The organism is Fenollaria sp., from assembly GCF_057222035.1.
Map to the genome: position 1 here is coordinate 49,422 of NZ_JBXXYC010000006.1, position 14,558 is coordinate 63,979.

General features: G+C 32.8%; 8 protein-coding genes. All 8 read left to right on the forward strand.

Going from position 1 to position 14,558, the window contains the following annotated elements:
* The first annotated feature begins 198 nt into the window (after positions 1-198).
* The 8 genes from AC2UOP_RS05505 (at position 199) to hpf (ending at position 14,558) form a co-directional block, all read left to right on the forward strand.
* Positions 199-5,460 (forward strand): hypothetical protein, encoded by a 5,262-nt coding sequence (locus tag AC2UOP_RS05505; RefSeq protein WP_484832923.1) that lies wholly within the window; start codon positions 199-201, stop codon positions 5,458-5,460.
* Between the two features lie 87 nt (positions 5,461-5,547).
* Positions 5,548-9,000, forward strand: a complete 3,453-nt coding sequence (locus AC2UOP_RS05510; protein ID WP_484832924.1) for an S-layer homology domain-containing protein — start codon at positions 5,548-5,550, stop codon at positions 8,998-9,000.
* A 94-nt stretch (positions 9,001-9,094) separates the two neighbouring features.
* The gene (locus AC2UOP_RS05515) at positions 9,095-9,754 is read left to right on the forward strand and encodes a hypothetical protein (protein WP_484832925.1); all 660 of its coding nucleotides are present in this window, start codon (positions 9,095-9,097) and stop codon (positions 9,752-9,754) included.
* A 336-nt stretch (positions 9,755-10,090) separates the two neighbouring features.
* On the forward strand, positions 10,091-11,650 hold the full coding sequence (locus tag AC2UOP_RS05520; RefSeq protein ID WP_484832926.1) for a PIN-like domain-containing protein: 1,560 nt from the start codon (positions 10,091-10,093) through the stop codon (positions 11,648-11,650).
* A 217-nt stretch (positions 11,651-11,867) separates the two neighbouring features.
* The gene (locus AC2UOP_RS05525) at positions 11,868-13,070 is read left to right on the forward strand and encodes an ATP-binding protein (RefSeq protein WP_484832927.1); all 1,203 of its coding nucleotides are present in this window, start codon (positions 11,868-11,870) and stop codon (positions 13,068-13,070) included.
* A gap of 92 nt (positions 13,071-13,162) precedes the next feature.
* Complete coding sequence (locus tag AC2UOP_RS05530; protein ID WP_484832929.1) at positions 13,163-13,465, forward strand: type II toxin-antitoxin system RelB/DinJ family antitoxin; 303 nt, start codon at positions 13,163-13,165, stop codon at positions 13,463-13,465.
* Entirely contained in the window at positions 13,462-13,779 is a 318-nt protein-coding gene (locus AC2UOP_RS05535; RefSeq protein ID WP_484832930.1) for a type II toxin-antitoxin system RelE/ParE family toxin, read from the forward strand. Before AC2UOP_RS05530 ends, AC2UOP_RS05535 begins: the two co-directional genes overlap by 4 nt.
* A gap of 257 nt (positions 13,780-14,036) precedes the next feature.
* Positions 14,037-14,558, forward strand: a complete 522-nt coding sequence (gene hpf, locus AC2UOP_RS05540) for a ribosome hibernation-promoting factor, HPF/YfiA family (RefSeq protein ID WP_019214881.1) — start codon at positions 14,037-14,039, stop codon at positions 14,556-14,558.

Sequence of the window (14,558 nt, forward strand, 5' to 3'; positions counted from 1 at the left end):
TAAATTGCATGCTCACTTAGAGAAAGAATTTGCTAGGCTTTCAATCATTTACTTAAAACACAAGCAATTATTTCGATTATAGACGAGTCGGTGGCACGACCCGTCTTTTTTAATGACTTTAGCAAAGTAAAGCGAGCGGCACAGAGATCAAAAGCGAAAAAACTTGCGCAAAGCAAGAAATACGAAAGGAGAAATGATATGCAAACAAAAAATTATTTGCGAAAAACACTCGCATTAGTCATGGCATTTTTAATGATTGTGACTATGATGCCAGTGAATGTTTTTGCTGAAACATTTACGACTAAAGACAAGGGTGGAAATCCAGTCGTTGGCACAACAGACTGGCAAGTAACAGAAGAAAACCTAAAGGGTAAAAACTTTTGGCCACTAGCTGCTAAGCAATACTTAAGTGAAGTATCAACACTAGCAGAACCGATGAAAAATCCAATGATAGGCTATGGAGGCTACTTTATAAGGCCGGACGGAAGAACCGTAATCAGACTTACCATGAGAAAGTTTGACAAGGTTGGTACAGGCGTTTGGGACATCATGCAAATGAAGCTGGAAGATAGCTTCAACGACATGGTTAACTGGAACGACCCAGAAACAGGTATTTATAAAGGTGTGTCGGTTGGATCAAAAGCTGGATGGTACCACGACGACCTTGCTTACGAAAAAATAACACCTTTTGGTAATACAACAATTACTGATGCCGGTTCAGTTAATGTAAAAGAAGTAAACATCGCGAAAAATGGAAATACAGGCACTACAGCTGCACTAAACGAAGTGCCCATAAACCTTGTATTAAAAGATGGAAAAAGTGTAGACTCCTTTACCAATGAACCACTGGTTCAAATAAGGATGTTGGCTAGAGATAAGCAACAAGTTGCTTGCTACACTGATGCAGGTTCTGGTAAAGGTAACTATTCAACATATACTTTCTCATCTATAGTTCCTCTAAAGCATAATTACGAACAAAATCTTTTAAGAGAAATTCGTCGGTCAGTTACAACAGACAGAGCTTTTAGAGGTGCAGGATCCTCTGTTTTATATAACAAGGAAAAAGGTTATATCGAAGTAAGACATCGTTACAACAAGGTGGCGATTACGGGGAATGCGCTCGATGGTTCAAAACTTGGTTATAGACAAACTGTAAATAAGAAATTCTTTGATGTTCTAAAGCAAAAGGATGCCTCAGGAACTATAGCACATATATACTCAACAAATAACTATGGACTTCCATCAGCTGGCAGACTAGATGCCAACGGCGACCCAACAGCTGACGGTTCTGTTCCAGTATTCCAGAAAAACATCAACTTCCTTCCAGGTTCAGATCTTGGTTTCATACAAGTTGCCGCAAGTGATTTCAACAGAGAGGCCGAAGCTCAACAAGGTATAAAAACGAACCTTACTACAAACCAACCACTTGCTTCTTGGCTAGATGGGGAAGAATCACTTTTGAATAACGGTCAAGGCACTACAGTTAGATACTATGTAGATACTGACAAGGTGGACAAGCTATTAGGTGGTGATGACGGGCTTCAATACTTCCCGTTCTACTCAACGATCATTTTGGATAATGCTTCAGGTCAGTACAAGTACACCTTTAAAAAACTAACAAAAGATGTTACACTAAATGCAGGCGATAAGATCAAGATTGACTTTAAGGCTGCTTATGGCGCTGGATTATTGCCGGATACAGCAAAGTCCCGTAATAGAGAGATGCGTCTTGGAATTAGAGGTATGGGTACTGAAATGTTCCTAGGTTCAAACTTCCGTAATGTAGACAAAGGTTTAACTTATGAATACACAGTACAAAATGGCATGGCTATGACACTAAAAGCTGGCACAGAACTATACCTATTTGCTAACTACCCAGACGGTGGTGAAGCAACTTTATATTTTAATAATAATAAAGCAGACTTTTACAAAGCAAACTATGAAGTAAACAAAAACCCAATTGTACTTGATTGGCAAGGAACTTACTCAGCAGGAACTGTTACAACAACATTCCAAAAGCCAGACGTTGACGAAATCTTCTTAGGAGATAAAAACATAACTGGACGTACAGCTTATGAAGAAGCTGAAGTAAATATTAGAAAATCAAAGGCAGATCAAAACGTACAAACAATTATCGCAAAACCTGGTAACACTTCAAATAAAGATGACTCAAGAATAGACGTTGTAGTAAACAATGTTAAGTTAAAAGGTTATGAATTTGACACAGCAAAACCTGGCAAACAAAAAGACGGCAAAACACTAAGAACATTTACAATGCCAGAACTTAAGAGAGACATGCCACTACTTTTCACTAATACAAACGTAGAGGTACTTGCAGAAGAATCAAGACCTGCAGTTGTTGAACAAGTACAAGCAAAAGTAAACTTTGACCTTAGTGGAGAAAAATCAAAGGACAACAAAGATGTTATAGAAAAGATTGCTCCACTAAGTAAAGAATACACAACTATTATTGAAGATCAAATGGATCCATCTGACCCAGAAGGCAAAAGAGTATTAGTAGCTGCAGGCTCAAATAACAAAGCTTACATGCCAAGTGGTTTTAATGATGATAATGTTAAAAGAGATGATAAAGCTCCAACAGTAAATGTTGAAGAAGAGATTGACGGCAAGAAAGTAGAAAGAGAATTCCAAAACGTTCTTAGCCACGACGGAAAAGCCTATGACATCAACAACAAAGATGCAGCTATAGCAGATAAAGAAAAACAAGCATTAAAACTTAGACAAATGCCTGATAAGTACGACATCAATGTACCACAAGGCAAGAGACTTCTAGGCTGGACAACTACTAAATTAGAAGACAAGGTAGAAAAAGGTGTTAAAGTAACAGTTGCTGAACAATTTAACGAACTTAAAGATAAAGATAAAATAATAAAAAATGTAAATGATTGGGAAAAGGTAGACGACAATACTAATCCTGAAACATTTATATTTGATGAAAAGTCACCAATAGATCAAAACAGAACAGTTTATGCAGTTTTCGGCGAAGGTATTAACATTGTACTTCACTCAAACAACACAGCTGATTTAGCAAATGAAACAAAAATTACAATTCCAGTAAAAATTTCTGATGTTGATAGTACAAATGAAATTATTCATGCGGTTGCAAGTGCTACAATAAATAAAATGGTAAACAAAGTTGTTATTAAAGATCTTCCAAGAGTTCCAGTAACTTCTGAACAAGAAGAACTTGATAAGATAAACGATCCAGATCTTAGAACATTCAATATAGTAGGATCGTCTTTCATAGGTTGGACTACAAAAAGATATAAAAACGATAATAACTCAGACTTCGCAGCTGGAAACAATAACGAAAGAATTGGCGGACTTGAACAAGGTATAGTAAAATATTTAAAAGAAGGTGTTTTAAAAACAAGTAAAGTTCCACAAAAGACTGAGTGGGTTAGAGAGCTAAATAAGCTTCAAAACACTTATTACGTTCCTAATGGCTACAGATTAGCTATTGAACCAGGCGATTTAAATAAAGACAATACACCTGAAGAAGAACAATACAAAACAATACAAGAAGCTATTGATAGCGGAGAAGATTTACACTTATACGCAAACTATAGAAAGTTCTTTAAAGTAACTGTTCATGCTTCATATAAAAAAATTGACCCTAATCAAGGTAAACATGGTAAATATGTTGAAATAGTTGATAAAAATAAGAAAAAACCAGCAAATATTGGTCTATTGACTAGAACAGCCGTAACACCTTATGGAAAACCAACAGTTCATAAAGATGCAAACTACTATCCAATAAAAGACGGCATACAGAAATGGGATGGAACAGATCAAGATTTAACTTGGATAGTTCCAGGCTTTGACGAACTAGGACAAAGAAAATCATATGTTTCAGTAGTTGTTACTGATGATATGAAAGATGCGTATAAAAACTTTAAAGTTCCAAACTGGGGTGCTTTAGGCCTAAAGCCTTATATAAGACTAAACAAAGCAGATGACACATATACAGTTGATCCAAACGCACCTAAGAACTTACATGAAGATGCAGGTAACCCTTATGGAGATCCACTTGCTAAACATCAAGCTTATGAAAATGGAGCAGATGCATATACATCAGCGACTTCAAGAAAAGCAAATATAGTAAAACATCAAGGTACAAAAGAAGTTATTTCTTATGAAATTTGGAATACATCAACACCTATCGATATTCCACAACCAGTATTTGATGCAGTGCAAGAAAATGATAAGGAAGTTAAAATCCGCTGGGGCAAGGTAGAAAAAGATAAAAATATTACAGATATTAGATTAACAGTACCTGGGGATACAGAAATTACTTTAACAAAGACGTCTGATACAACATTCTCTAATGGCAATATAACTGCAACTATTACTGGAGATAAACTTGTCTTAAGCCAATTTAACTTACAAGGAAAGGCTGGAAAAGACATAGTAGCAAAATATGTTGTAGAAAACGCGGACAAAAAAACTGATGGACCTGAAGGAAGAGTAACAATTGGTGAACAACCAACATCTGCACCTGTTAATAATATGAGTCAAATCAAGAACAAAGACAACGGTAACTCAGCTATTAAGTTTACAGTTCCAAACCCAACATTAAATAAACCGACAAAAGATACAGTTTATACAGCACAAAAATGGGATGAAAAGCAAAAAATATGGGCCGATGTTGGCAGTACAACTCTTACAGGAGACCAAGAAATGGGCTCCGAAAAAGAAATCGAACTTAATAATGTTGTCGACGGAGACATCATTAGAATCAAATCCGAACAACCAGGAGCAAAACCTAACGATTCGACAGGAACGGGCGATGCAAATTACACACCACAAAAAGGCGATGAAAATCAAAAGTATGTAAAAGTTGATAAGGCTGGTCCTGTAGCAACTGTAACAGCAAAAGACGAAGCGTTTAGAAGATTTATCGACCTTGAAGGAACCATAAACGAAATTCCTTATGAAAGAAAAGTAACTATTTCTATTGATTATAAAGACGGCAACGCTGCTACAGAGTATCAAACAGAAATAATTACACAAAAAGATAAGGATAGATTAATCAAAGATCTTAACACAGTTTTAAGAAAAGGAATAGAAGAAGGAACTATTCCTGAAATTAAGATTGTAGCAGTTGATAAATTTGGTAATAGCGAAGAATCAAATGTTAATTACACAGCATCTTATCAATTAAAAGTTTCAATTACTGGCGATAGAGCTGGCAAGAAATTTGTAAAAGTTTCAGCAGATAAAGATGGCGCAGATATAACTATTATAGTTATGAATAATGGAACTGAAGTAGCAAGGGGAAAAGCAAAAGTTCTACAAGCTAACCAATTTGTAAAATTAACATTCAAAAATGGTGAAGCAGACTATAGACTACAAACAGGTGACGAACTTGTTATAGAAGGAACAGTAACTGTAGACGGAAAGACTTACACTTCAAATCCATACAAGATGTATATTTAATAAATATTTGTCGTTATAAATCAAATAGTAAGAGATTAAATTTTAGCAGTATTATGTGGGGAGCTTAGCTCCCCAAAAGGAGGTAAAATGAAATTTAATAAAAGATTACTTTCATTTTTCTTAGCAGTTTTAATGCTAGTTTCAACTTTCAGTGGTTCAGTATTTGCAGAATCCAATGATTTAAACATACAAGATGCAAACAAAACAACTGGAATAAAAGGAAAAGTAGAAGGCGATAAGGAAGTATTTACTTTTGACATAAGTAAATTAAAGAAAAAAGAAACAGCAGCTCCTATGACTACAAAGGCAATGCCTGCAAGGGCACCTCGTAGAGCACCTGTTCAATATGACACAACAGTAAATATAACAACTACAGGTTTAAATGGCAAACCATTCGAGTGGGAAGCACTTCCTAACAAAGAATTTAAACTTATAGCTAAGTGGGAAACTACTAATGGTCAAAAGCATGAAAAAACTTTGGCAACAATCACAGAAGCAGGCACAACTACTTACAATGTAGGTTGGCCAGTTGATGGAACTATGAAAGGCAATGCTTCAGTTATAACTAGTTATCACCATAAAATAGAAGTTCGTGTAGTTGATGTTTATGTAACATCCATAGGAGGAGCGGGTGAGTTAGTTTTTGATATTACACTAAAGGAACTTGCAGAGCCAAGAGCCAATGTTCAATATGTTGACCCTTATGGAACACCAATAACAGGTCAAGATTTACCATCAGGCACAATGCCAAAGGTAACAGCAGAAGGTTTAACAGATGTAGAAATTGACTTGCCAAATGAATCAAAACAAATCAACATGAGATCCTCACTAGATATTGATGAAGATGAACTAAATGCAGCGAAAGATGGTTTAAAATTTAAAGTTCAAAATAAAGCAACTGGCGAAACAGTAACTATAGATGGAAAAGATTATAAACTTGATATATCAGCACCAAACGCAAAAGAAATCGGCACAATTAAAATGATATATCAAAAAGATGTAATTGTACCACCAACAAAGCCAAATTCAAATGATCCAGTAGATGTTGCAAATGGATATTTTCGTTTAACATTCGATGCAAACGAAAATAAACAAGACGGCATCACAGGTAAACACACAGCTGGAGCATACGCAGGACAACAATTATCATATATAGACGTTAGAAATGATGTTAACAATCCAGTAAAATATAATAATGCTAATTTGCAAAGAGAAATTAAAGCATTATTAACAACAGGAACAAAAGAAGTAAATGGCAAAAAGAAAGAGTATACACAAGATACAAAAAATCCATGGACACCAACAGTTCCAACAGATACAACACAAGTAACAAAAACAACATATAATGCACAATACACTAAATCTATCGCTGACAAAATCAAAGAAGCAGGTGGAATAGATCCACAAGACATCGTAGTATGGAAAGATACACCAGTAAAAGACATTACTTGGAAAGACGGAACAAAACTAGCAGCTGGCGTAACAGATGAAACATTAAAAGCAGCATATGAAAGTGCAACATTTACAGAAGGAACAGAACCAGCAAGAAAAACAGATGAAGTAAAAACAATACCTGGAAAAGTAAAAGTAACATTTGCAGATAATTCATTTATACTTGTAGGAAAACTAGAATCAGAAGTTGGTCAAGGAGAAACAGCAAATCCACAAAACTTAATAGTAGTTGAGCATAAAAACGAAGTAACTGATCCACAAAATCCACCGGTAGTTCCAAAAGATGCAATAGAAGTAGAATTCAAATTAGGCAAAGGAACAAAACTAGATCAAACGACAGGAAATGAAACAACACCAGTCTTAGTAAAGACAATGTTAGTAAAACCTGATACAACACTAGTAGATGGAGACTTCCCAGCAGCTGAAAAAACAAATACAAATGCAAAAGATGTTGTATGGACACCAGCAAAAAATACAAAGATAGCAAAACCAGCAGAAACTAAACCATACTATGTAGAAAAAACTGGAAATGAAAAATATGATAAATTCATATTTACAGCAACATCAAGCGAAAATGTACCTACTACTAAAAACTCTGAAGATTACGATCCACATTATAAAGATAAATCTGGAAAACCTGGTGAAACTGTTCAAGTACCTGTACCAACATTTACTAAAACAGGTGTTACAGGAAATGTACCAGCACCAACTAAAGGAAACAAAACTACTACATTTGCTAAGAATGATGCTAGTCAAACTAATGTAACTGTTGATCCTAATACAGGAGCTATCTCAGTAGTTATTCCAACAACAGCAAAAGTTGGAGACATAATTAAGGTTCCAGTTGATGTAACTTATCCAGACGGATCTAATGAAACTGTTGAAGTTATTATTACAGTAATTGATCAAGAAAACCCTACTATTGATCAACCTTATGAAGGCGATAAAACTATAAAAGGTAAGGGTGAACCGGGAGCTAAAATTGTAGTTAAAGATAAAGATGGTAAGACAATTGGTGAAACTACTGTAGGCAACGACGGAAAATGGGAAGTACCAGTACCAGCAGATAAACCATTAAAACCTGGTGATAAAATAGTTGCAAAACAAACAAAGAATGGTAAAGAAAAAGAAGCAACAGCAACTGTTATGTCTAGACAATATTATCTAACTCTTACTCTAGACGAAAACTACAGAGACGGTAGAATTACAGACTATGATGTTCTAGAAGATGAATTAATTAGTCCTTATCTATACAAACCTCACAGAAGAGGCTATGTATTTGAAGGATGGAGTTACAGAAGAGACTATCTTGACGAAGTAAAACCTGGCGACAGAATTTACTATCCAACAACTTTATATGCAATTTGGTCTAAGGATAGAGACTATGGTCGTCGCAAAGACCGTTATGATCGTGATAAACGTGATGAAGAACCTGTAGACACTAGAGAAGTTCACGACCACAACGCTTACATGTTCGGTTACACTGACGGAACTGTAAGACCTAATGGTAAGATTACAAGAGCTGAAGCAGCTGCATTAGTAACAAGACTTCTTGGCCTAGATACTTTCGCATCAGCTGCAAAACCAATGTTCTCTGATACTCCAAGTTCATGGTATAACAAAGCCATCAACGCAGCTGTTGATAGAGGCATCATGAAGGGTTACCCTGACGGAAGATTCAGACCAAACGCTCCTATCACTAGAGCGGAATTTACTCAAATGATATCAACTATTGACAACAAGCCTTATGGCGTTGCACCATTCGCTGATGTTGTTGGACACTGGGCTGAAAGACCTATCGGCAGCGAATATCAAGCTGGTAGAATCAAAGGTTATCCAGACGGAACATTCAGACCAAACGCATTCATCACAAGAGCTGAAGCTGTTGTAATTCTTAACAAGATATTTGAAAGAAATTACGATGCAATGTCAGCTATGAATGCAAAGAACAAAGAATATATCAAGAGATTCATTGACTTAGCACCAAGTTTCTGGGGTTTCAATGATATGGTAGAAGCTACTAACACTCACTTATTCAAGAGAAGAGTGAAGGGAGCAGTTCAAGAAGACTGGACTGAAGTTAAGTAGATAAAATTCAATTACAAATAAATAATTGACATAATGACAAGGCATGTGGGAGCAAATCTCACATGCCTTTGTTATTAAGTAAAGGAGGGGTGAGGTGATTTTTATTTTATTATTATATTTTATGGTAAAGGAGATTATTAAAATGTGTAACACAGAAGAAACTGGATTAAATGAATATAATCTAATTTTTTCAAATAGAACCTGTGACATATCTAAACTTAAAATCGAAAGTAAAATAGAAAAATTATTAAGATTAATTAGGAACAAACTATGTAATAAGAAAGTTAATAATTCAGATGAAACTATATTTTTTTACAATAAAATTAACCAAGTTGTGAATTATATGAGAGACAATCTTAAAGTTGAAGTTATAAGAAATGATTTAAGCAAAGTTAAAGCTCGTAAAGAATATATAATGTGTAAATCTCATACTGATTTACAAGCTGATTCTTTTATATCACTTATGCCACTTTTTTTATCTATAATTTCTATAGTTGTTAATATACATCAAAATATAATGACGTTTAATAAATTTGATAATTATAACGAGGCTAAAGATATTATTTATAACATTAACTTTAGTTTAAATGTTTTAAAAATTTTACTTTTTATTATAATAGCTATAGCAGTCGTTGCTCTTTTAAATAAAAATGATTTAAAAAATTATACTAATCAGGTTGCGTATTATACATATTTAGAATCTGAATTAAATAATTTAATTTCTAATATTGAAAAGAAAAGATTGCAAAAATAAATTATCTTTATTTCAAATATTTGGAGAAGTATTAATTAAATCTCAATACTTCTGTAAAAAATAGCATTTATTTTAGACTATCTATATTGAGCGCGGTAACGTTTTTTTTTAAAATAGCTTATTATGCGATAGGGCTTGCCATTTGAACCGAAAATATTATTCAAAAAGCCGCTAGCTACATGTATTTAAGCGAAGAAGACATTGAGAAAGAGATACCGAAAGCGATGGATGATTTCGATAATGCTAGGATATATTATTTAAAAGATATCAAAAAAGTTAATAAGCAATGAGAGAAAATCTAGTATGTCTCTGTTATAATAAATGGAGGGGTGAAATATGGAAATTTATGAATTTGACAAACAATTACTTACTAAAAATTTAGGAATAGATAAAAATTCATTTGAGAAAATTTTAGATGAAAAGGAATCAACTTTAATAGTTCTAGATACTAATGTACTTTTAGCACTAGCGGAAGTATCATATTATGCAAGCAAAAATTTACTTCAAATATTTGATAAGTGTAAAGATTTGTCATGGATACCATATCAGGTTATTTCAGAGTTTGAAAAAAATAAGTATAAAGTTTTTGGAGATATGTATAGAAAATATGAAAAGTTGTTGGAAAATTTAAGTAGAAAAACAGAAAAAATAGATAATGAGATAATTTCTGAATTTGACAAATATAGTGAATATGATGATTCTGTCATAAAAGATTTAAAAGTTGATATCAAGAAAAGTTTACAAGAATTATCTAATATAGTTAAAAAATATGATAAGAATAAAGAAGAAATGATTAGAACAGATAAAGACCAAATAAAAATGCTTCAAAAAGAAATTATGTCTTATATTAATGATTTAAAAGCTAACAACAGAATAGGTAATTGTGTGAAATTTAGTGAGGCTATGGAGATTATAAAAGAAGGTGACATAAGATATAAGTACAAAATGCCTCCAGGATTTCTAGATGAATACAAGAAAACTGTTGATCAGTTTGGCGACTTATTTATCTGGAAGGAAATAGTTAATCTACCTGAAAAGTTTAGTTCAGAAAGAAGTACAAATATAAAAAACATTATATTTTTGACCAATGATATAAAAGGTGACTGGTGGAAAACTATTAAAGACGATAAAGGTCAAAATATTAAGCTAGATGTAATGAGAGATGAGCTATTTTTAGAATTTAATGAAATAAATCCTAACACTTCTATATATTTTATTAAGTTAAATATGTTTCACGAATATACTTCAGAGATATTTGGTTTGTATGATTCATTTGTTTATATTGAACTTAACAAGAATGATGAAGCATATACTAATAAGATTAAAGATAAAGTAGCAAATGATATAATTGACCAAATTAAGAGTAATAATAGTGTTGATGAATTAGATTTTGAAGATGCGGGAATTAGAAATATACATGTGTATAATTGTGCTTTTAAGCAAAGTTTAGGAAGTGTTATTAATAAAATCGATAATTCAGCAAAAATAAATTATAAATTAGAGTTTATTGTTGATTTAGTTGGACACTCTAGCACACACAATATATACTCGTGTTACAACATGCATAGTCCGTTCGAAATTAAAGAGCACTATATGAGCTTGTCAGTAATTGTTAGTGTTGATAGAATTATAAAAGATATACAAGCAGAAAATTTAATTAAAGATTTAAAAAAAGATAGTGAGTATAAAAACTTTAGAATAATTAATGCCAGTATTATTAAACATGAGACAAATATAGAAGAAGAAAAGTATTCAGATAATGAGTGCCTTGATGATGATGAATATGATGAAAGTTTTGGTTTTATTTGCACTAAATGTGGAAGAAAATTTAAAGATAGGTCTAACGATATTGGGGGAGTATGTATAGAATGTTATAGAAAATATGATGATTTATAATTTACATTAAATTTTATCTATAAAACAGAATCACTAGTCATTTCTTGTAAGGCTTAGCTTTTACACCAATTTAATCAATAATTAACTCAACAGAACCTCCCCACGCTTAATGTTTTATACATGCGGACCAAGGGGAGGACATTTTTTTACCTTACTATAAGCATTTCACTTTCAAGAAATGAAAAAAAATTAAAGTTTTGAAAGTGAGGTGTCAACATTGAAAATTATTGAGAGGCCTTTGTATTTAGATAGGTTAAAGAGGCTCTACGGTACTCCTGACATCAAAATTATAACGGGTTTACGAAGGTCTGGCAAGTCTGAACTCTTGCGCTCTTTTGTAAATTATTTGAAGGAGTCTTACACTGACATTAATATAATTCGTATTGATTTTGGTGATTTAAAGTTTGATTCTCTAAAAAATTATAAAAGTCTTTACGATTATGTTGAAAAAATGTATGATGATTCTCTTAAGAATGTTTTAATTGTTGATGAGGTTCAGCTATGTGAGAAATTTGAGCTAGCGATAAACAGTTTTCATAATAGTAAGAACTATGATATTTACCTAACTGGCTCTAACGCTTTTTTATTGAGCTCTGATTTAGCAACGCTGTTTACTGGGAGGTTTATAGAGATTCCTGTCTATCCTTTTAGTTTTGAAGAGTATTGCTCTTACTTTGATATCGATAAGGATTATTCTGAACATTTACAGGATTATCTTGTTATTGGTGGGCTTTCTGGTTCTTATGTGTATGATAATAAGGAGGATAGGGCGGCTTATATCAATGATGTATATAAAACTTTGATTAAAAGGGATTTGATTGATAGGTACAATTTAAGTGATGAGGCGCTTCTTGATAACCTAACAGAGTTTTTGGTGGATAATATTTCGAATTTGACAAATGCTAATAATATAAGTAAAGTTTTAAATTATAACAATATTGCGACTAATCATGTTACTATTGGTAATTATATTAAGTACTTGTGCAATGCCTTTATGTTTTATAAGGTTAAAAGATATGATATTAAGGGCAAAAAGTATCTCGAAATCAATGATAAGTATTATTTATCTGATTTTTCATTTCGCTATGCTATCTTAGGCGTTAGAAATATTGATTATGGAAGGGCTTATGAAAATATTGTTGCGATAGAGCTTTTAAGAAGGGGTTATGATATATACGTTGGTACGCTTTATCAAAAAGAAATAGATTTTGTGGCAATGAAGGGTGATGAGAAAATCTATATACAAGTTAGTGATGATGTATCTAGTGAAAAAACAATGCAAAGAGAGCTTGAGCTGTTATTATCAATAAGGGATGCGTATCCAAAGATGATTCTTTCTAACACAAAGCACCCAATGAGCCTGATTGATGGCGTGAAACACATTGATATAGCTAGGTGGCTTATGGGGGATGAATCTTAGTTTGTGTATATATATTTTTATTTAATCCATTTTAATTAAGTATTGCTAAATGCTATACAAAGTGATATAATATATACAAAGGAAGTGATATTATGTCGAAAACATCAAATGTATATATAAGAGTTGAACCTAAGGTAAAGGATGGCGCTGAAGCTGTTCTTAACGAGTTGGGGCTTTCTATGTCGAATGCGGTATCAATATTTTTAAGACAAGTAGTTATGCATAATGGATTGCCCTTTGAAGTGAAAATGCCAAGCAAAAAACCTTTAGTATACGAAGATTTAAGTGAAGAAGATTTTGATAAAGAAATGCTAAAAGCAATGGATGACTTTGATAATGGCAGGACTTATACTGTAGAAGAAGTAGAAAAAGAATTAAGTAAAGAGTTTGAATGATGAGATATAAAATATTGTATTCAGAAAATGCACAGGAAGATTTAAGATCTATAGCAAGATATATTTCTTATGAATTGCAAGAGTTTAATACGGCAAAGAAAATTATTGATACTATTCTTAATGAGATAAAAACTCTTGATACTTTTCCCATGCGATATCGTTTGTGTGATTATGAGAGATGGAAAAAGATTGGACTGCGCTGTATGAATGTAAAAAATTATATAGTTTTTTATTTGCCAGATGAAGATAAAGGTGTAGTAAATATTATTCGCATAATGTATCAAAGAAGAGATTTAGAAAAAGTATTAGAATAAAATTAATATTACAATTTAAAACTATTTTCACTTTCAAAACTCAAATATTTTTACAATTTTGAAAGTCACTCAAACATTTTAAAAATCAAGGACTGCTTATGTGGTCCTTTTCTATTGCCATAATTACAATCAAAACCATTTCACCCGCCCATATGTAAATTATTTTTTGCTTTCTCTTAATAAATTCATAAAGTTGTTTTAATTTTTCTATATCTCGGGTATATATATGATAGAAAATCTATTAAGGAGGTAAGCTTATGAGAATCGAATTTGTAGGAAAGAACATTGAACTAACTCAAAGTTTAAAGGATGTGGCTGAAAAGAAATTCCAAAAACTTGACAAGTTTATTGGCAAGGATGTGGACGCGAAGGTTGTTTTCTCGGCTGTTAGAAATACTAAGGCTGTTGAAGTAACCATCTTCCTAGACAAAACTATCCTTAGAGCTGAGGAAGAAAGTGACGATATGTACACATCTATCGACAGGGCGGTTGATGTTTTGGAAAGACAGGTTAGAAAGTACAAAACTAAGCTTCAAAACAGATATCAAAAGAATGATTCGATTAGGTTTGAAAATATTAAACCGATGGAGGAAGCTGATGAGGCTAAGCTTGTGAAGAACAAGAAATTCAAGGTAGTACCTATGTCTTCTGACGAGGCTATCCTTCAAATGGAACTACTAAGACATAATTTCTTTGTGTTCCAAAATGCTAAGAATGAAGCGATAAATGTTGTATACAAGAGAAAGGATGGCAATTACGGCCTAATTGAAGTGGAATAA

Bases quoted from the DNA above. Each gene is read 5' to 3' on its own strand.
- AC2UOP_RS05505 (WP_484832923.1), top strand. From the start codon at position 199: ATGCAAACAAAAAATTATTTGCGAAAAACACTCGCATTAGTCATGGCA.
- AC2UOP_RS05510 (WP_484832924.1), top strand. From the start codon at position 5,548: ATGAAATTTAATAAAAGATTACTTTCATTTTTCTTAGCAGTTTTAATG.
- AC2UOP_RS05520 (WP_484832926.1), top strand. From the start codon at position 10,091: ATGGAAATTTATGAATTTGACAAACAATTACTTACTAAAAATTTAGGA.
- AC2UOP_RS05530 (WP_484832929.1), top strand. From the start codon at position 13,163: ATGTCGAAAACATCAAATGTATATATAAGAGTTGAACCTAAGGTAAAG.
- AC2UOP_RS05535 (WP_484832930.1), top strand. From the start codon at position 13,462: ATGATGAGATATAAAATATTGTATTCAGAAAATGCACAGGAAGATTTA.
- hpf (WP_019214881.1), top strand. From the start codon at position 14,037: ATGAGAATCGAATTTGTAGGAAAGAACATTGAACTAACTCAAAGTTTA.